This window comes from Pseudomonas sp. CROZ-RG-20F-R04-15 (assembly GCF_022662375.1).
Lineage (GTDB): Bacteria > Pseudomonadota > Gammaproteobacteria > Pseudomonadales > Pseudomonadaceae > Aquipseudomonas.
Genome location: NZ_JAKNQL010000012.1, coordinates 148,231 through 166,035, shown reverse-complemented (window position 1 = coordinate 166,035; position 17,805 = coordinate 148,231). Strand labels below are relative to the sequence as shown.

General features: G+C 57.3%; 21 protein-coding genes. 19 read left to right on the top strand and 2 right to left on the bottom strand.

Translation table 11 applies throughout. The annotated features are described in order from the left end of the window. Positions 1-27 precede the first annotated feature (27 nt). A complete protein-coding gene (locus L8H52_RS19060; RefSeq protein WP_007912755.1) occupies positions 28-513 on the top strand; it encodes a YajQ family cyclic di-GMP-binding protein in 486 nt (161 codons plus the stop codon). A gap of 181 nt (positions 514-694) precedes the next feature. Further along, complete coding sequence (locus tag L8H52_RS19055; protein ID WP_034153426.1) at positions 695-1,537, top strand: mechanosensitive ion channel family protein; 843 nt, start codon at positions 695-697, stop codon at positions 1,535-1,537. A 118-nt stretch (positions 1,538-1,655) separates the two neighbouring features. Here L8H52_RS19055 and L8H52_RS19050 read toward each other — a convergent pair whose 3' ends face one another. After that, positions 1,656-3,014 carry an OprD family porin gene (locus tag L8H52_RS19050; RefSeq protein ID WP_242208170.1) on the bottom strand — a complete coding sequence of 453 codons (1,359 nt, stop codon included), beginning with the start codon at positions 3,012-3,014 and terminating at the stop codon, positions 1,656-1,658. Between the two features lie 896 nt (positions 3,015-3,910). Between L8H52_RS19050 and L8H52_RS19045 the strand changes: the two genes are divergently transcribed. After that, a complete protein-coding gene (locus L8H52_RS19045) occupies positions 3,911-4,336 on the top strand; it encodes an HIT domain-containing protein (RefSeq protein ID WP_242208171.1) in 426 nt (141 codons plus the stop codon). Between the two features lie 3 nt (positions 4,337-4,339). Continuing rightward, positions 4,340-4,546 (top strand): SlyX family protein, encoded by a 207-nt coding sequence (locus L8H52_RS19040; protein ID WP_034153424.1) that lies wholly within the window; start codon positions 4,340-4,342, stop codon positions 4,544-4,546. 70 nt (positions 4,547-4,616) lie between these two features. Here the strand turns inward: L8H52_RS19040 and L8H52_RS30450 are convergent, their stop codons facing one another. Next, the gene (locus L8H52_RS30450; protein ID WP_008080216.1) at positions 4,617-5,219 is read right to left on the bottom strand and encodes a cold-shock protein; all 603 of its coding nucleotides are present in this window, start codon (positions 5,217-5,219) and stop codon (positions 4,617-4,619) included. Between the two features lie 312 nt (positions 5,220-5,531). Here L8H52_RS30450 and L8H52_RS19030 point away from each other — a divergent pair, with 312 nt between their 5' ends. From L8H52_RS19030 to ybgF, 15 genes are all read left to right on the top strand, one after another. Further along, positions 5,532-6,002 (top strand): Dps family protein, encoded by a 471-nt coding sequence (locus L8H52_RS19030; protein WP_187679770.1) that lies wholly within the window; start codon positions 5,532-5,534, stop codon positions 6,000-6,002. A gap of 189 nt (positions 6,003-6,191) precedes the next feature. Beyond that, positions 6,192-6,530, top strand: a complete 339-nt coding sequence (locus L8H52_RS19025) for a ribbon-helix-helix domain-containing protein (RefSeq protein ID WP_242208172.1) — start codon at positions 6,192-6,194, stop codon at positions 6,528-6,530. A 131-nt stretch (positions 6,531-6,661) separates the two neighbouring features. After that, on the top strand, positions 6,662-6,883 hold the full coding sequence (locus L8H52_RS19020; protein ID WP_242208173.1) for a zinc ribbon domain-containing protein: 222 nt from the start codon (positions 6,662-6,664) through the stop codon (positions 6,881-6,883). A gap of 108 nt (positions 6,884-6,991) precedes the next feature. After that, a complete protein-coding gene (aspS, locus tag L8H52_RS19015) occupies positions 6,992-8,767 on the top strand; it encodes an aspartate--tRNA ligase (RefSeq protein WP_016983822.1) in 1,776 nt (591 codons plus the stop codon). A 129-nt stretch (positions 8,768-8,896) separates the two neighbouring features. After that, positions 8,897-9,643 carry a YebC/PmpR family DNA-binding transcriptional regulator gene (locus tag L8H52_RS19010; RefSeq protein ID WP_016983823.1) on the top strand — a complete coding sequence of 249 codons (747 nt, stop codon included), beginning with the start codon at positions 8,897-8,899 and terminating at the stop codon, positions 9,641-9,643. 158 nt (positions 9,644-9,801) lie between these two features. After that, positions 9,802-10,329: a crossover junction endodeoxyribonuclease RuvC gene (gene ruvC / locus L8H52_RS19005; protein WP_007962095.1), complete on the top strand. Its 528-nt coding sequence runs from the start codon at positions 9,802-9,804 to the stop codon at positions 10,327-10,329. A gap of 115 nt (positions 10,330-10,444) precedes the next feature. After that, positions 10,445-11,053, top strand: coding sequence for a Holliday junction branch migration protein RuvA (gene ruvA / locus L8H52_RS19000; protein WP_003227522.1), 609 nt, complete (start codon positions 10,445-10,447; stop codon positions 11,051-11,053). Next, positions 11,054-12,115: a Holliday junction branch migration DNA helicase RuvB gene (gene ruvB / locus L8H52_RS18995; RefSeq protein WP_016983825.1), complete on the top strand. Its 1,062-nt coding sequence runs from the start codon at positions 11,054-11,056 to the stop codon at positions 12,113-12,115. Positions 12,116-12,242: 127 nt separating this feature from the next. Beyond that, positions 12,243-12,710 (top strand): tol-pal system-associated acyl-CoA thioesterase, encoded by a 468-nt coding sequence (gene ybgC, locus L8H52_RS18990; RefSeq protein WP_064391775.1) that lies wholly within the window; start codon positions 12,243-12,245, stop codon positions 12,708-12,710. Next, positions 12,700-13,395 carry a protein TolQ gene (gene tolQ / locus L8H52_RS18985; RefSeq protein WP_008080223.1) on the top strand — a complete coding sequence of 232 codons (696 nt, stop codon included), beginning with the start codon at positions 12,700-12,702 and terminating at the stop codon, positions 13,393-13,395. Before ybgC ends, tolQ begins: the two co-directional genes overlap by 11 nt. Before the next feature lie 23 nt (positions 13,396-13,418). After that, positions 13,419-13,871, top strand: a complete 453-nt coding sequence (gene tolR / locus L8H52_RS18980) for a protein TolR (RefSeq protein WP_161806672.1) — start codon at positions 13,419-13,421, stop codon at positions 13,869-13,871. Next, positions 13,871-14,953 (top strand): cell envelope integrity protein TolA, encoded by a 1,083-nt coding sequence (gene tolA, locus L8H52_RS18975; protein ID WP_242208174.1) that lies wholly within the window; start codon positions 13,871-13,873, stop codon positions 14,951-14,953. Before tolR ends, tolA begins: the two co-directional genes overlap by 1 nt. Positions 14,954-14,970: 17 nt before the next feature. After that, the gene (gene tolB, locus L8H52_RS18970; protein ID WP_171057245.1) at positions 14,971-16,251 is read left to right on the top strand and encodes a Tol-Pal system beta propeller repeat protein TolB; all 1,281 of its coding nucleotides are present in this window, start codon (positions 14,971-14,973) and stop codon (positions 16,249-16,251) included. 52 nt (positions 16,252-16,303) lie between these two features. Continuing rightward, positions 16,304-16,801 carry a peptidoglycan-associated lipoprotein Pal gene (gene pal, locus L8H52_RS18965; protein WP_003178634.1) on the top strand — a complete coding sequence of 166 codons (498 nt, stop codon included), beginning with the start codon at positions 16,304-16,306 and terminating at the stop codon, positions 16,799-16,801. 6 nt (positions 16,802-16,807) lie between these two features. Beyond that, positions 16,808-17,641 carry a tol-pal system protein YbgF gene (gene ybgF / locus L8H52_RS18960; RefSeq protein ID WP_242208175.1) on the top strand — a complete coding sequence of 278 codons (834 nt, stop codon included), beginning with the start codon at positions 16,808-16,810 and terminating at the stop codon, positions 17,639-17,641. The last annotated feature ends 164 nt before the right edge of the window (positions 17,642-17,805 follow it).

Sequence of the window (17,805 nt, the reverse complement as noted above, 5' to 3'; positions counted from 1 at the left end):
AGCGCGCCTTTTTATTGGAGAGATTACATGCCGTCGTTCGACGTGGTATCCGAACTGGACAAACACGAACTCACCAACGCGGTCGAGAACGCCGTGAAGGAACTCGATCGTCGTTATGACCTGAAAGGCAAAGGCAGCTTCGAGTTCAAGGAAAAAGACCTGACCGTCAGCCTCACCGCTGAAGCCGGGTTCCAGCTCGAAGCGATGATCGAAATCCTCAAGCTGGCACTGGTCAAGCGCAAGATCGACGTACAGTGCCTTGAAGTCAAAGACGCGTACGCTTCGGGCAAGCTGATGAAGCAGGACGCCGTGCTCAAGGAAGGCATCGACAAGGAGCTGGCGAAGAAGATCGTCGGCCACATCAAGGACGCCAAACTCAAAGTACAGGCCGCCATTCAGGGCGAGCAAGTGCGCGTGACCGGCAAGAAGCGTGATGACCTGCAAGAGGCCATCGCGGCACTGCGGGCCAAAGAGTTCGGCATGCCACTGCAGTTCAACAACTTCCGCGACTAAACTCGGTCAGATGACCTGTGGGAGCGAGCCTGCTCGCGAAGGCGGTGTGTCAGTCAACTCATTGCTGAATGACACGGCGCCTTCGCGAGCAGGCTCGCTCCCACATTGTTTTGTGTACATCCGGCGGGTTTCTGCCGCTTATTTTTCGCGTGCCGAATGGCCGGAAATCAGGAGATAGAACATGGATTTGAATGCTGAGGTGGACAACCTGGTCAAGGCATCCCAGGCGTGGATCCCGATGATCATGGAGTACGGCAGCCGTGTGCTGCTGGCAGTGATTACCCTGGCCATCGGCTGGTGGTTGATCAACAAGGTCACGCAAAAGCTCGGTGGTCTGCTGGCCCTGCGCAACGCCGATCTGGCGCTGCAAGGCTTTATCAGCAGCCTGGCGAACATCATTCTCAAGGTGTTGCTGATCGTCAGCGTCGCGTCGATGATCGGTGTTGAAACTACCTCGTTTGTTGCTGCGATCGGTGCTGCCGGTCTGGCGATCGGTCTGGCCTTGCAAGGCAGCCTGGCGAACTTCGCCGGCGGCGTGTTGATTCTGCTGTTCCGTCCGTTCCGTATCGGTGACTGGATCGAAGCGCAAGGTGTGTCGGGTACAGTCGACAGCATCCAGATTTTCCACACCGTGCTGCGTACTGGCGACAACAAAACCATCATCGTGCCAAACGGCAACCTGTCGAACGGCATCATTACCAACACCAACCGTCAGCCGACTCGCAAGGTTGTGTTTGATGTAGGCGTTGATTACGAAGCCGATCTGCAGAAGGCCCGTCAGGTGCTGCTGGATCTGGCCAAGGATGAGCGTGTGTTGCAGGATCCGGCGCCACAGGCCGTGATTTCGACCTTGGGCGACAGTTCGATCACTGTTTCCCTGCGTGTATGGGTCAAAACTGCAGATTACTGGGACGTGATGTTCATGTTTAACGAACAGTCGCGTGATCGTTTAAAGACTGCAGGGATTGATATCCCTTTCCCACAGCGGGTGATTCGTGTGGTGCAGGAATCGGCCACACAATGATAGGTTGCTAATTAGTTGCCTGACTTGTCGGTCAGGCAACTATTGCAAGTGACAGGCAATAAAAAAGGCCCATCGCAAGATGGGCCTTTTTTTATGCTTCCAAACTAACCACTGACGATTACAAGATGTTCAGTGGGTATTCGGTGATCAGACGGAACTCTTTGACATCGCCTTCGCCTTCGTCAGCGTTAGCTGTGTGCCACGCTTGGCGAATACGGAAAGACAGGTCTTTTGCCGGGCCGCTTTGAACAACGTACTTGGCTTCAAAGTTGGTTTCGTGATGTTTGCCGTCTTCACCGTAAGCGCCGGTATAAGAACTGACGGTCGGAGTATTGGTGCCGTCGATGTTCCAGCCATTGACGTAACGGACCATGAAGCTCAGGCCAGGAACGCCATACTCAGCCATTTTCAGGTCGTAACGGGCTTGAACGGATTTCTCGCCAGGACCGTTGAAGTCAGAGTACTGGATGGAGTTGGCGAGGAAGATCGAGTCACCACCGCGGTTCGAAGGACCGTGGCCGCCGACACCGATGTAGTCAAACGGAGTGTCACCGTTGACCTTCTGGAAGGCGAGGGTGAAGGTGTGAGCTTTCAGGAACGAGAACGCAGCAGCCAGGGAGAACGCAGTGTTGCTGATCTCGCCTGCTTCAGCACGACCGGTGTCGGTGGTGCGGTAGATGTTACCGTCCAGGTTCAAAGACTCGTCGCCACCCATCGGGATGGTGTAGTTCAGGTTGGCGTAGTACTGGTTCCAGATGTCTTCCAGCTTGGCGCCATACAGCGAAGCGGAAAGATTGTCAGTGATGCCGTACTTGCCGCCGAAGTAGTCGATGGAGTCAGCCTTGACGCCAGCATAAGTGGCCCACAGCTCGCCATCACGGGCGTTTTTGTCCTGGCTGGTAGCCGAGTAGAAGTGACCCGCCTCGAGGTCGAGGTCTTTGACTTCGCTGCTTTGCAGTTGGAAGCCACTGGCAGTTTGTGGAAGGATGCGGGAACCGCCAACAGCGAAAACTGGTGCAGTGCTTGGCTGCATATCGCCGACTTTCAACTCGGTTTTGGATACGCGGAACTTGATGGCTGCGCCGGCTTTGCCCTGACTGTCATTGACGTCGCGGGAATAACCGTTGGCCTTGATGGTGTCGCTACGGCTCATGTTGCCCGAACCGGAAGTGCCGTCACCGCCATCGAGTTTCAAGGCCAGGTAACCGAATGCATCAATACCAACACCAACGGTACCTTGGGTGTACCCGGAGGTGAAGTTGCCCAGGAAGCCCTGAGTCCAGTCTTTCTGGTCATGGCCGCCGTTCTTGTTGTCGCGGTTGAAGTAGTAGTTCTTCAACGTCTCGGTGAGTTTCGCGTCTTCAACAAAACCTTTGGCTTCAGACTGGTCACTTACAAACGGGGCGGCCGTAGCCACTTGAGTACTGGCGGCTGCAGCAACTGCCAGTGCGATCATGCTCCACTTCATCACGCGCATCGTGATTTGCTCCTTTGGTTTTAGAAGAGTACTGCCGTCCCACCTGTTTTATTATCTGGGCGGCTCTTTCTTTTTGTGTCGGCGCAAACTTATATCACGCCGACAATGTTGGCGATACTTGCTAATCCAACCTTTCAGCTTCTTTACGACAGTGTCGCAAATGGCGTGGTGGAGGTCGCAAATTCACAGTACCAATGCAGCCGGACTGACAACTTTATCGCTGTTTCTGGGCCTTTTTGCATCGGTAAAAAAGAGTCCCTGGCAAAACACTTGAATCTCCATCGGGCAACCCTGCCACTGTTCTTATGGGGCTTAAGGCATCCACTTCCAGTGGTGCGCTTATAGTCCATATGGGTACGAATGCAACAAGCGTGCACAAACCGCAATTTCGTTGCGGTTATTTTTCTGAACACCCGCCTGCGCTTGTGAAAACCTCGTGAAAGCTGGGCTTCAAGCCTGATTTTTTCAGTGCTTGACGCCATTTCTCCTATGGTGTTGCCTCGCAGAAAAGCGCGCGTGACAACCAAAAACGTTACCGGTTCACCCCTCCAGTGAGTATTTGGCGGATGCCCGACGCAGTGAGCGTAGACGCACTGTGCGGTTTTGGTGCAAAAAAATTTACAGCTGTTCTGAATTCATACAGCTTGCACGGGCCATGTCGCTGAGCGTCGCTGAGGCTATCGGTCATTTTGTCGAGCTGAACATCGATGTTGGTTCCGTGCTGGTGCGTCGCGCTCGCAAATGTCACATCTCGGGGCGTTGGCAGGGCGACGGGGTTGACCGTCGTCGTGAAGGCTGACGCATTCGCAGGTATGCTGCCGTCCTGTCGCTTGGTGCGCTGTCCATAAAGGATCGTCGCTAAGCTGAATAATGAAGATCAGCCGGGAGTGCGCGTAGTGTTTGCTTTAGATTCACGACTTCAACAGGACACGCTGACCATCGGTGATTTCCCTCTCTGCCGACTGCTGCTGTCCAATGACGCCAACTACCCGTGGTTTATCCTGGTGCCTCGTCGCGACGATATCAGTGAGTTGTTTCAGTTGGATGTCGCCGATCAACAGCAGTTGTGGCAGGAAACCACCGCGCTGGCTGAGTTGCTCAAGGATTTGTTTGACGCTGACAAGATGAACGTCGCGACCTTGGGTAACGTTGTCAGCCAGATGCACATGCATGTGATTGTGCGTAAGCGCGATGACGCGGCCTGGCCTGCGCCGGTCTGGGGCAAACACCCGGCCAGGCCTTACAGTGCCGAGCAGGTCGCCACCATTCGCGAACGGTTGCGTCTGGTCCTGACTGAGCATTTCACTTTTTTGGAGGGCTGAGTCATGAGCCTGGAAGATCGCGTTACCGATCTGGAAAGCCGTCTGGCGTTTCAGGATGACACCATTCAGGCGTTGAACGACGTACTGGTGGCCCAACAGCGCGTAGTCGAGCGCCTGCAATTGCAGATGGCCGCACTGCTCAAGCGCCAGGAAGAAATGGTCGGCCAGTTCGAATCCTTTGAGGATGAGGCGCCACCGCCTCATTACTGAGGCGGACACTTTTCATCAGGCGTAAAAAAACCGCGAACAGCAGACTGCTCGCGGTTTTTTTATGCCTGGATCAGCGTCGCGGCAGAGCGGCGATCACGTCCTCGGCTTGCAGGCCTTTGTCGCGGTTCATTACCGAGAACTCCACGCGCTGGCCTTCGACCAGTACACGGTGGCCTTCGCCACGGATCGCACGAAAGTGCACGAAAATATCATCGCCGGAATCCCGGGAGATAAAGCCGAAGCCTTTGGAGGTGTTGAACCACTTGACGGTGCCGGTATCACGATTGGTCATGTCATAGCTGGTTGGAGCGGCAGCAGGCGAAGAACGATAGAAGCTGACGGCCAGGTGCAGAACCACGGCAACCAGTGCGATCACCAGGGTGAACAACACGGCTGGCTGGCCGGCGATGACGGGCATCGGCGCGATCAGGGTCAGGGTTTGCAGGACGACGGTCAGCACCAGAAGAGCGCTGACGAGGTTTTGCAGATGCTGACGAGGGCCTTTGTTCCAGTAAGGAATCACTGGGGCAATCACCAGGTTCAGCAGGCCGAAAAAGGCCAGGTAAAGTGCGTCGGGTTGTTGCAGGTAGGGAACGGCTTCGGATTTCAAGCTGGGTATGAACGACAGCAGCAAGGCCGCTGCGCCCATTAGCAGGTGGACGATTTTCAACATTTTGATTGGCTCACGTTTATGACGGCTCACAAGGAAGAGCTGAAGGCGCACGGTTCGCTTCGGAACAAAATAAGAGGCGGTGGACACGTTCACGGCATCAGCCTATGCGCAACGCCCCGAAAAATGGGGCATGGCGACACACTGCCTATTTAACAGCAAAGCCTGCGGCTACTCAAATCAGCCCGGCCGGCGGCATGGCCTCGGTCGATTTGTCGCAGCGTTTGCAGCCAATCAGGGCTGCGGGGTGTCGGTTGCCTTGCTAGAGTGGGTCTGCACCTGTTGGATGAATTCAATCGCCGTTAGGGGGTAAACATGGCAATCGATATCGGTATCAGTGAAGAAGATCGCAAGTCCATCGTCGAAGGACTATCCCGTCTGTTGTCGGACACCTACGTGCTGTATCTGAAAACCCACAACTTCCACTGGAACGTCACCGGCCCGATGTTTCGCACGCTGCACTTGATGTTCGAAGAGCAATACAACGAGCTGGCGCTGGCCGTGGACTCGATCGCCGAGCGTATTCGTGCACTGGGCTTTCCGGCACCGGGCGCCTATGCCACGTACGCTCGCCTTTCTTCCATCAAGGAGGAGGTCGGGGTGCCAAGTGCCGAAGACATGATCAAGCAACTGGTCGCTGGTCAGGAAGCCGTGACCCGCACGGCGCGCGGCATTTTTCCGCTGCTCGACAAGGTCAGCGATGAACCGACCGCCGACCTGCTGACCCAGCGCATGCAGGTTCACGAGAAAACCGCGTGGATGCTGCGCGCGTTGCTGGAAGCGTAATCGTCCGGGCGCGCGAGCCAGTCGGTAGGTCGAGGTTCGCGCGCTGTCCGAAATCTTACTTGTGTCGTTGGCTTATCCTACGGTGACGGTCAATAAGTCGTCTGGATATAACTTTGTGTCTGCGCTTTTATGAAAGCCACAGGATGTGACTTTTCAAACAAGCAGAGATGGCAAAGGAGTGTCACCGATATGGTAGAGGGAGACAGGCGAGGCGACAGGATTGTCGGCTTGCCGCATGAATTGAAAGTCGATCCGTTCGTCGACGAATTTGACATGGCGCTGGTTCAGCCATCGTCGCGATCCGTACGTCTGAACGGTTATGCAACCTGCCTGCGGCTTGAGCAGGTTTACTGGAACATCCTCGGCACGATGGCCGCGCAAAATTGCTGTTCGGTCAGTTCGCTGTTGTCCCACGTCGATCGTGAAGTGCATCTGCGGCATGGCGGGGTGAAGAATTTCAGCGCGCTTGTGCGGGTGGTGTGCGTCATGAACGGCATCAAGGAAGCGGCAACGACCGATTCGCTCTGAATCGGCGTTTGCAACCGAGGTCGCGGCCTGTGCAGTCTTACGGCTGCACAGGCCGCATTTAATCGATATAATCCCGCTCTTTCGCCGCAAAGCCCTGCGCGCGGTGGCAATCTGATCGCCGAGACACCCCCATGCCGATGTACGATTATCAATGTGCTTCCTGTGGTCATCAGTTGGAAGCCATTCAAAAGATCAGCGCTGCACCGCTGGTCGACTGCCCTGCCTGCCAGGCGCCAGAGCTCAAGAAACAGCTGTCCATGCCGGGTTTTCGCCTCAGCGGCGGCGGCTGGTACGAAACCGATTTCAAGACCGGCGCCAAGAAGAACCTGGCCGGTGGCGACAAATCTGACTAGGGTTCAGGCCCAGGTCGAACGACACGCGTGAGTTTTCCGATGCCGCACCCAGCTTGAGTGCGACGGGATCTCTACCGAATTTCGAATTACGAGAAGCGAACCACTACCATGATGCGCAGCCACTATTGCGGCCAACTTAACGAAAGCCTGGAAGGTCAGGAAATTACCCTTTGCGGATGGGTTCACCGTCGTCGCGACCACGGCGGGGTGATTTTCCTCGATATCCGTGATCGTGACGGTCTCGCTCAGGTGGTTTTCGATCCGGATCGCGCCGAGAGCTTCGCCGCTGCCGACCGCGTGCGCAGCGAATACGTCGTGAAGATCACCGGTAAGGTGCGTCTGCGTCCGGCCGGTGCCACCAACGCCAACATGGCGTCGGGCATGATCGAAGTGCTGGGCTACGAACTGGAAGTGCTGAACGAGTCGGAAACTCCGCCGTTCCCGTTGAACGAGTTCTCCGACGTCGGCGAAGAAACCCGTCTGCGTTATCGCTTCCTCGACCTGCGTCGTCCGGAAATGGCCGAGAAGCTGCGTCTGCGTTCGCGCATGACCACCAGCATCCGTCGCTTCCTCGACGAAAACGGCTTCCTCGACGTCGAAACACCAATTCTGACCCGTGCCACCCCAGAAGGTGCGCGTGACTATCTGGTGCCGAGCCGTACCCACGCCGGTTCGTTCTTTGCCCTGCCGCAATCGCCGCAGCTGTTCAAGCAACTGCTGATGGTGGCCGGTTTCGACCGTTACTACCAGATCGCCAAGTGCTTCCGCGACGAAGACCTGCGCGCTGACCGCCAGCCGGAATTCACCCAGATCGACATCGAGACCAGCTTCCTCGATGAAAAAGAGATCATGGGCCTGACCGAAGAAATGATCCGCAACCTGTTCAAGGAAGTGCTGGGTCTGGAATTCGGTGACTTCCCGCACATGACCTTCGAAGAAGCCATGCGCCGCTACGGTTCCGACAAGCCTGACCTGCGTAACCCGCTGGAACTGGTCGACGTTGCCGATCAACTCAAAGAAGTCGATTTCAAAGTGTTCAGCGGCCCGGCCAACGATCCGAAATGCCGTATCGCTGCTCTGCGCGTTCCAGGCGGGGCGAGCATGCCACGCAAGCAGATCGACGATTACACCAAGTTCGTCGGCATCTACGGTGCCAAGGGCCTGGCGTACATCAAGGTCAACGAGCGCGCTGCCGGTGTTGACGGTCTGCAATCGCCGATCGTGAAAAACATCCCGCTGGAAAACCTCAACGCCATCCTCGATCGCGTGGGTGCAGTTGACGGCGACATCGTGTTCTTCGGCGCCGACAAGGCCAAGATCGTCAGCGAAGCCCTGGGCGCGCTGCGTATCAAGCTCGGTCACGACCTCAAGCTGCTGACCTGCGAGTGGGCACCAATGTGGGTTGTCGACTTCCCGATGTTCGAAGAGAACGATGACGGCAGCTTCTCGGCGCTGCACCACCCGTTCACCGCGCCGAAGTGCACGCCGCAAGAGCTCGAAGCCAACCCGGCCGGCGCTCTGTCCCGCGCGTACGACATGGTGCTGAACGGTACCGAGCTGGGTGGCGGTTCGATCCGTATCCACCGCAAAGAGATGCAACAGTCGGTATTCCGTCTTCTGGGTATCAATGAAGCAGAACAGGAAGAGAAGTTCGGCTTCCTGCTCGACGCCCTGAAGTACGGTGCACCGCCGCACGGTGGCCTGGCCTTCGGTCTGGACCGTCTGGTCATGCTGATGACCGGCGCCCAGTCGATCCGTGAAGTGATCGCTTTCCCGAAAACCCAGAGTGCTGCTGACGTGATGACGCAAGCGCCGGGTGTGGTGGATGCCAAGGCTCTGCGCGAGCTGCACATTCGTTTGCGCGAAACGCCAAAGGCTGAGTAAGACGGGCCTGAAGGCGCATCTTCGGATGCGCCTTTTTTCTATCTATAGAGAGCAGGTCGAGATTTTTTTGTTTGCTGGCCGCTGCATGAGCAGGGCGGGCAACGTTTCAAAGAGAATTCGGAGCGAGTTATGGCTGGTCATTCCAAGTGGGCGAACATCAAGCACCGCAAAGAACGTCAGGATGCCAAAAGGGGCAAGATCTTCACCAAGTGGATCCGCGAACTGACCGTTGCGGCCCGTCAGGGCGGCGGTGATCCGGGCTCCAACCCGCGTTTGCGTCTGGCGCTGGATAAAGCGCTGAGCGCGAACATGAGTCGCGACATCATCGACCGCGCCGTCGCGCGTGGCGCCGGTGCCACCGAAGCGGACAACGTTGAAGAACTGACCTACGAAGGTTACGGCCCGGGCGGCGTAGCGGTGTTGGTCGAGTGCATGACCGACAACCGCAACCGTACCGCTGCAGCCGTGCGCCATGCGTTCAGCAAGTGCGGTGGCAACCTCGGCACCGACGGTTCGGTGGCGTACCTGTTCGAGCGCAAAGGCCAGATCAGCTTCGCGCCGGGCGTCGATGAAGACGCACTGACCGAAGCGGCGCTGGAAGCCGATGCCGATGACGTGGTTGCACACGAAGACGGTTCGATCGACGTGTTCACTTCGTTCACCAGTTTCTATGCGGTGCGAAACGCGCTGGAAGCTGCGGGTTTCAAAGGTGATGATGCGGAAATCGTCATGCAGCCAACCACCAGCGCCGAGCTGGATCTGGAAGGCGCGGAAAAGGTGCTCAAGCTGATCGACATGCTTGAGGATCTGGATGACGTGCAGAACGTCTACTCCAACGCGGACATTCCGGAAGACGTGGCCGCTCAGCTCGGTTAAGAGCGACTACGATTCAATGTGGGAGCGAGCCTGCTCGCGAAGGCGGATTTTCAGGCAACATCGTTGCTGATGATGAAACCGCTTTCGCGAGCAGGCTCGCTCCCATATTTGTTATGGGTTGATTTGAAAATCGTGCTTTTACCGAATCTGCAGGCGTTATGACTTTAATTCTTGGTATCGACCCCGGTTCGCGTATCACCGGTTACGGGATTGTTCGCGATACCGGGCGCGGTGGCTGCATTTATGTGGCCTCGGGCTGTATTCGCACAGGTGCTGGCGAATTGCATGAGCGTCTGCAGATTGTCTATCGCGGCGTGCGCGAAATCATCCAGACTTACGGTCCGGTGACGATGGGCATCGAAAAGGTGTTCATGGCGAAGAACGCCGACTCGGCGTTGAAGCTCGGGCAGGCGCGCGGCGCAGCGATTGTTGCCGGCGCCGAAGAGTGTCTGGAGATCGCCGAGTACACGGCCACTCAGGTCAAGCAGGCGGTGGTCGGCACTGGCGCCGCCAATAAAGAGCAGGTGCAGATGATGGTCATGCATATGCTCAAGCTGACCAGCAAACCGCAAATCGATGCCTCGGACGCCCTCGCCATCGCCATTTGCCATGCACACACCCGTTCCAGTCTGCTGCCGCACGGCTTGGGAACGGCACGCAGTCGTGGCGGGCGCCTGCGTCTCTGATAGCATCAGCATCAATTTTCCTGAAAGCGGAGTTCCTGCGCCTGGGTCGTCGGCCCGGAATCCGCCTTTCGACAGTCGCCAGCCCACGGCTGGCCAACGCTCAAGGATCTGAAACGTGATTGGACGCTTGCGCGGCACCCTGGCTGAGAAACAGCCGCCGCACCTGATTCTGGATGTAAACGGCCTCGGGTATGAGCTGGAAGTGCCCATGACCACCCTTTATCGCCTGCCGTCGGTCGGTGAACCGCTGACCCTGCACACCCATTTGGTCGTACGCGAAGACGCGCAATTACTCTATGGTTTTGCCGGCAAGCGTGAGCGAGACTTTTTTCGCGAGTTGATCCGTCTCAATGGTGTCGGGCCGAAATTGGCCCTGGCGTTGATGTCGAGTCTGGAAGTCGACGAACTGATCCGCTGCGTGCAATCCCAGGACACTTCGGCGCTGACCAAGGTGCCGGGTGTCGGCAAGAAAACCGCTGAGCGTCTGCTGGTCGAGTTGAAGGACCGCTTCAAAGCCTGGGAAACCTCGCCGGCCATGTTCGCGCTGGTGCCGAATCAGCCGGACGGGCCGGCGCCGGTCAATACCGCCGAGAACGATGCGGTCAGCGCGCTGATTTCCCTGGGCTACAAACCGCAGGAAGCGAGCAAGGCGATTACCGCCATCAAGGACAAGAATTTGAGCAGTGAAGACCTGATCCGCCGCGCCCTGAAGGGAATGATTTAAGTGATTGAAGCTGATCGTCTGATCGCCGCCGCGCACAGTCCGCGCGAGCGCGAAGAAGTCCAGGACCGCGCGATTCGTCCGGTCAGTCTGGCCGACTATATTGGCCAGCCGACGGTGCGCGAGCAGATGGAACTGTTCATCCAGGCCGCCCGTGGCCGTAGTGAATCCCTCGACCACACGCTGATCTTCGGCCCGCCGGGTCTGGGCAAGACCACGCTGGCCAATATCATTGCCCAGGAAATGGGCGTGTCGATCAAGAGCACGTCCGGCCCGGTGCTGGAGCGCCCGGGTGATCTGGCCGCATTGCTGACCAATCTTGAGCCGCACGACGTACTGTTTATCGACGAAATCCATCGCCTGTCGCCGATCGTTGAGGAAGTGCTGTACCCGGCGATGGAAGATTTCCAGCTCGACATCATGATTGGTGAAGGGCCGGCAGCGCGCTCGATCAAACTCGATCTGCCGCCGTTCACGCTGGTCGGTGCAACGACCCGCGCGGGCATGCTGACCAATCCCTTGCGTGATCGCTTCGGTATTGTCCAGCGTCTCGAGTTCTACAGCACGGCCGATCTGGCGACGATTGTCAGCCGTTCGGCGGCCATTCTCGGTTTGCCACTGGATCCGGAAGGCTCTTTCGAAATCGCTCGTCGCGCCCGTGGCACGCCGCGAATCGCCAACCGTCTGTTGCGCCGCGTGCGCGACTTCGCCGAAGTGCGTGCCAAAGGGCACATCACCAAAGCGGTGGCGGATCTGGCGCTGAACCTGCTGGATGTCGACGAACACGGTTTCGATCATCAGGACCGGCGTCTGCTGCTGACCATGATCGAGAAGTTTGACGGTGGTCCGGTCGGTATCGACAGCCTCGCCGCTGCGATCAGTGAAGAGCGGCACACCATTGAGGATGTGCTGGAACCGTATCTTATCCAGCAGGGTTACATCATGCGCACGCCACGGGGCAGGGTGGTGACGCGGCATGCGTATCTGCATTTCGGTTTAAACATTCCGTCACGAATGGGTGAAATGCCCGTGGCAGACGAGTTTCTCGATGCCGTGGACGACTAATACACATTTGTTGTCGATTTATTCAGGGTTTGTACTGTCAGAGGACGGTACTTTTACGGTAAAGCTCTGAAACCATGAAAAACAGTTGCCTGGCCGGATTGGCAACCTGAGGAGTAAGCACTAGAGTATGCGCGCGCAAAACGGGCTTGAGCCGTTCGCACATCGTTGTCGCGTTTATTACGAGGACACCGATGCGGGCGGCATCGTGTATTACGTTAATTACCTCAAGTTTATGGAACGGGCTCGAACCGAGCGGCTTCGCGAGCTGGGCTTTGCCCAATCGCAGCTGGCAGGGGAGGATCTGTTGTTCGTCGTGCACTCCAGCGAAGCGCGTTACCACGCGCCGGCGCGACTGGACGACGAACTGCTGGTAAGCGCTGAAGTAATCGAATTGAACCGGGTCAGCCTGCGCTTCAAACAGCAGGTCAGGCGGGCAACGGATAATGTGCTGCTCTGTGAGGGGCAGTTTTTGGTGGCCTGTGTGCGCACTAACAGTTTGAAACCCCGGGCCCTTCCCGAAGACTTGCGTGCGGCCTTCGCCGACGCGGTCGGCCCGGGTACACACTCAAAGCAGGAGATAAAGCGTGGAAGCTAACGTCGTCGACCATTCCTCCATGTGGAGCCTGGTCAGCAATGCCAGCATCGTGGTGCAGTTGGTAATGTTGACTCTGGTGGCCGCATCGGTGACCTCATGGATCATGATCTTTCAGCGCAGCAATCTGCTGCGTGCCGGTCGACGCGCCCTGGAGAGCTTCGAAGAGCGCTTCTGGTCGGGTATCGATCTGTCCAAACTGTACCGTCAGGCCGGTAGCAACCCGGATCCGGATTCGGGCGTTGAGCAGATCTTCCGTGCCGGTTTCAAGGAGTTTTCCCGTCTGCGTCAGCAGCCTGGTGTCGATCCTGAAGCGGTAATGGAAGGCGTGGCCCGTGCCATGCGCGTGGCCATCTCCCGCGAAGAAGAGAAGCTTGAGCAGAGCCTGCCGTTTCTCGCCACCGTCGGTTCGGTCAGCCCGTACATCGGTCTGTTCGGTACCGTATGGGGCATCATGAACTCCTTCCGCGGTCTGGCCAGCGCCCAGCAAGCGACCCTGGCCACCGTAGCCCCGGGTATCGCCGAAGCCCTGATCGCTACCGCGATCGGTCTGTTCGCCGCGATCCCTGCGGTCATCGCTTACAACCGTTTCGCCGCTCGCAGCGAAACCTTGCTGGGCCGCTACTACACCTTCGCCGATGAATTCCAGGCGATCCTGCACCGCAAAGTGCACACCAGCGAAGAATAAGCAGGTAATTTCCAATGGCTTTAATCGCTCGAGCTCGCAAAAAGCGCAAGCCGGTCGCCGAGATGAACGTGGTGCCCTACATCGACGTGATGTTGGTGCTGCTGGTCATCTTCATGGTGACCGCGCCGATGCTCAATCAGGGCGTGAAAGTTGATCTGCCCAAGGTTTCCAGCGAAGCCTTGCCGCAGGACAACAACACTCAGGTCCTGACCATTTCGATCAAGGCTGACAAGACCTACTACTGGAACCTTGGCAGCGAAGTCGATACCGAGAAGCAACAGGACAGGGCCATGACCCTGCCGCAAATGACCGACGCGGTGACCAAGATCATTCGTGCCGGCACTGAAGGCGGCAAGCGTACACAGGTCTTTATCCGCGGTGACAAGACCGTCGACTATGGTTCCGTCATGGGCGCCATGGGCGGGTTGCAGAAAGCCGGGGTCGGTAATGTTGGTTTGATTACCGAGGCCCCCTGATGCAGCAACAGCGAGAGCCGTCCGCCTCGGAAAGCTACTTCTGGCCTAGTGTTCTGGCAATTGTCCTGCACGTGCTGGTGTTCGGCATGCTGTTCGTCAGTTTTGCCTTCACACCGGAACTGCCGCCGGCCAAACCGATCGTCCAGGCGACCCTGTACCAGCTGAAATCGAAAAGTCAGGCAACCACCCAGACCAATCAGAAGATTGCGGGTGAGGCGAAGAAATCCGCCGCGCGCCAGACCGAAGTCGAGCAAATGGAACAGAAGAAGGTCGAGCAGGAAGAGATCAAGGCCGCTGCGGAACAAAAGAAAGAAGAAGCGGATCAAAAAGCCGAGGAAGCCAAGAAGGCCGACGAGTCGAAGAAAGCAGACGAGGCGAAAAAGGCTGATGAAGCCAAAAAAGCCGATGAAGCGAAGAAGACCGCCGAAGCCAAGAAGGCCGAAGAGAAACAATTGGCTGATATAGCCAAGAAGAAATCTGAAGAAGAAGCGAAAAAGGCTGCTGAAGAAGAGGCCAAGAAAGCCGCCGCTGAAGAAGCCAAGAAGAAGATCGTCGAAGACGCGAAGAAGAAAGCCGCCGAAGACGCCAAGAAAAAAGCTGAAGCTGAAGAGGCGAAGAAGAAAATCGCCGACGAAGCGAAGAAGAAAGCTGCTGCCGATGCTGCGAAGAAGAAAGCGCAGGATGCGGCACGTAAATCGACCGAAGACAAAAAGGCTCAGGCCTTGGCCGATCTGCTTTCCGATACGCCGCAGCGTCAGCAAGCCTTGGCCGATGAGCAGGGTGACGAAGTCGCGGGCAGTTTCGATGACCTGATTCGTGCGCGAGCAGCAGAGGGTTGGGCCCGTCCACCTTCGGCACGCAAAGGCATGACGGTCGTGCTGCAAATCGGCATGTTGCCGGACGGTACGGTGACTTCGGTCAGCGTGGCCAAGTCCAGCGGTGATGGTCCGTTCGATGCGTCGGCAGTCGCGGCAGTGAAGAATATTGGACGTTTGACAGAAATGCAGGGAATGAAGCCGAGCGATTTCGCTCCGTATCGTTCATTCAAGATGACATTCACACCTGAGGATCTAGCCTTGTGAGAAACCTTCTTCGAGGAATGCTGGTCGTGATCTGCTGCATGGCAGGGATCGCGATGGCGGATGAAAAGAACATTCTGGTTACCAGCGGCAGCGATCGGGCTACCCCGATCGCCGTTGTACCGTTCGGTTTCCAGGGCGGTGCAGTACTGCCGGACGACATGGCTGAAATCATTGGTAACGATTTGCGCAACTCGGGCTACTACTCGCCGATTCCAAAGCAAAACATGATCAGCCAGCCAAGTCAGCCGAGCGAAATCATCTTCCGTGACTGGAAGGCGGTGGGCGCTCAATACATGATGGTCGGCAGCATTGTTCCCGCGGGCGGTCGTCTGCAGGTGCAGTGGGCATTGTTCAACGTGGCCACCGAACAGAAAGTGGCTGACGGCAGTGTTTCCGGTACTACCGAGCAACTGCGCGACATGGCGCACTACATCTCTGACCAGTCGTTCGAAAAACTCACCGGTATCAAAGGTGCGTTTTCGACCCGTCTGCTGTACGTGACGGCCGAGCGCTTCTCCGAGAAGAACACGCGTTACACCCTGCAACGTTCGGACTATGACGGTGCCCGCGCGGTGACTCTGCTGCAATCGCGCGAACCAATTCTGTCGCCGCGTTTTGCGCCGGATGGCAAGCGTATCGCCTACGTATCGTTCGAGCAGAAGCGTCCACGGATCTTCATGCAGAACATCGACACCGGTCGCCGCGAGCAGATCACCAACTTCGAAGGCCTGAATGGCGCGCCAGCCTGGTCGCCGGATGGCAATCGCCTGGCGTTCGTACTCTCGAAAGACGGTAACCCGGACATCTATGTGATGAACCTCGGTTCGCGTCAGATCACTCGCGTAACTGCGGGTCCTGGCATCAACACCGAACCGTATTGGGGCAAGGATGGTTCGACCATCTACTTCACGTCCGACCGTGGCGGCAAGCCACAGATCTACAAAACCAGCGCCAGTGGCGGCGGTGCCGAGCGTGTGACGTTCATTGGCAACTACAACGCCAACCCGAAACTGTCGGCTGATGAAAAGACTCTGGTGATGATCCATCGTCAGGATGGCTTCACCAATTTCAAGGTGGCGGCCCAGGATTTGCAGCGAGGTAGTGTAAAGATCCTCACTGATAGCACTCTGGACGAGTCACCTACTGTTGCGCCCAACGGCACCATGGTAATCTACGCCACCCGCCAGCAGGGCCGGGGAGTCTTGATGCTCGTGTCCATTAATGGACGCGTGAGGCTCCCGCTTCCTACCGCTCAAGGCGAAGTCAGAGAACCGTCCTGGTCCCCTTACCTGAACTGACGCGGCGCTACACGTTTTACTTAACACACTGGGGTTCATTAGGAGTTTCACGATGGAAATGCTGAAGTTTGGTAAATTTGCTGCGCTGGCTCTGGCCATGGCTGTAGCTGTAGGTTGCTCGTCCAAAGGCGGCGACAACGCCGGTGAAGGCGCTGTTGATCCAAACGCTGGTTACGGCGCAAACACTGGTGCCGTTGACGGTTCCCTGAGCGAAGAAGCTGCTCTGCGCGCAATCACCACCTTCTACTTCGAATACGACAGCTCGGACCTGAAGCCAGAAGCCATGCGCGCTCTGGACGTTCACGCCAAAGACCTGAAAGCAAACGGCGCTCGCGTTGTTCTGGAAGGCAACACCGACGAACGTGGTACTCGTGAGTACAACATGGCACTGGGCGAGCGTCGTGCGAAAGCCGTTCAACGCTACCTGGTACTGCAAGGTGTTTCCCCAGCTCAGCTGGAACTGGTTTCCTACGGCGAAGAGCGTCCAGTTGCTACCGGCAACGACGAGCAGTCCTGGGCTCAAAACCGTCGCGTCGAACTGCGTAAGTAATTCGATATGCGAACGTGCCGTCGTGCTGTAACTGTTCTGGCTCTCAGCCTCGCGCCGCTTGCGGTGTGGGCTGCGGTTCCTGTGGTCGATGACAACTCCGGTTATAACAATAGCGGGAGCAGTTATCCGCCTGCAGGTTACGGTACGAACGGCGCCTATGCCGGGGGAGCGGCTTCGGCCCCTGCCTCGGCACAAGGCATGCTGTTCAACCAACTGCAACAAATGCAGGATCAGATTTCGCGCCAGCAAGGTGTGATTGAAGAACTGCAGAATCAGGTTGCGCGCATGAAGCAGGAATCCCTGGAGCGATACCAGGATCTTGATCGGCGCATAGGATCCGGTGCTGCACCTGCCGCGACTCCTGAGAATTCTTCTGCCGGTGGCGATGCAAGTGCTGCTGCCGGTGCTGCCGCTGGCGCCGGGGCTGCTGCCCAGGCACCTGCTGCGAGCAGCGAACCGGGTGATCCGGCCAAGGAAAAGCTGTATTACGATGCCGCTTTCGACCTGATCAAAGCCAAGGATTTCGACAAGGCCAGTCAGGCTTTTGCCGCTTTCCTGCGCAAATACCCGAACAGCCAATACGCGGGCAACGCGCAGTACTGGTTGGGTGAAGTGAATCTGGCCAAAGGCGATCTGCAAGGTGCAGGTCAGGCTTTTGCCAAGGTTTCGCAGCTGTATCCCAAGCACGCCAAAGTGCCGGATTCGCTGTACAAGCTGGCTGATGTAGAGCGCCGCCTCGGTCATACCGACAAGGTCAAAGGCATTCTGCAGCAGGTGGTGGCCCAATACCCGGGCACGTCCGCCGCTCAGTTGGCTCAACGCGATCTGCAACGCATGTAAGCACGCTTGACCCGTTTGGAAGAAACCCGCGCTTGTCGCGGGTTTTTTCGTTAGAATTCACGCCCTTTTTCTGAACACGCTTCTTGTGGTCTACGCGTTGGCGGGATTACCTGAAGTGCCTGACGGAGGCGGACAGCCTGTTTAGCTGTTACGCCCGTGGCGAC

Bases quoted from the DNA above. Each gene is read 5' to 3' on its own strand.
- tolB (WP_171057245.1), top strand. From the start codon at position 14,971: ATGCTGGTCGTGATCTGCTGCATGGCAGGGATCGCGATGGCGGATGAA.
- tolA (WP_242208174.1), top strand. From the start codon at position 13,871: ATGCAGCAACAGCGAGAGCCGTCCGCCTCGGAAAGCTACTTCTGGCCT.
- ruvC (WP_007962095.1), top strand. From the start codon at position 9,802: ATGACTTTAATTCTTGGTATCGACCCCGGTTCGCGTATCACCGGTTAC.
- L8H52_RS19040 (WP_034153424.1), top strand. From the start codon at position 4,340: ATGAGCCTGGAAGATCGCGTTACCGATCTGGAAAGCCGTCTGGCGTTT.
- L8H52_RS19055 (WP_034153426.1), top strand. From the start codon at position 695: ATGGATTTGAATGCTGAGGTGGACAACCTGGTCAAGGCATCCCAGGCG.
- L8H52_RS19020 (WP_242208173.1), top strand. From the start codon at position 6,662: ATGCCGATGTACGATTATCAATGTGCTTCCTGTGGTCATCAGTTGGAA.
- L8H52_RS19025 (WP_242208172.1), top strand. From the start codon at position 6,192: ATGGTAGAGGGAGACAGGCGAGGCGACAGGATTGTCGGCTTGCCGCAT.
- ybgF (WP_242208175.1), top strand. From the start codon at position 16,808: ATGCGAACGTGCCGTCGTGCTGTAACTGTTCTGGCTCTCAGCCTCGCG.
- L8H52_RS19060 (WP_007912755.1), top strand. From the start codon at position 28: ATGCCGTCGTTCGACGTGGTATCCGAACTGGACAAACACGAACTCACC.
- L8H52_RS19010 (WP_016983823.1), top strand. From the start codon at position 8,897: ATGGCTGGTCATTCCAAGTGGGCGAACATCAAGCACCGCAAAGAACGT.
- L8H52_RS19030 (WP_187679770.1), top strand. From the start codon at position 5,532: ATGGCAATCGATATCGGTATCAGTGAAGAAGATCGCAAGTCCATCGTC.
- ybgC (WP_064391775.1), top strand. From the start codon at position 12,243: ATGCGCGCGCAAAACGGGCTTGAGCCGTTCGCACATCGTTGTCGCGTT.
- aspS (WP_016983822.1), top strand. From the start codon at position 6,992: ATGATGCGCAGCCACTATTGCGGCCAACTTAACGAAAGCCTGGAAGGT.
- L8H52_RS19050 (WP_242208170.1), bottom strand. From the start codon at position 3,014: ATGCGCGTGATGAAGTGGAGCATGATCGCACTGGCAGTTGCTGCAGCC.
- pal (WP_003178634.1), top strand. From the start codon at position 16,304: ATGGAAATGCTGAAGTTTGGTAAATTTGCTGCGCTGGCTCTGGCCATG.
- L8H52_RS30450 (WP_008080216.1), bottom strand. From the start codon at position 5,219: ATGTTGAAAATCGTCCACCTGCTAATGGGCGCAGCGGCCTTGCTGCTG.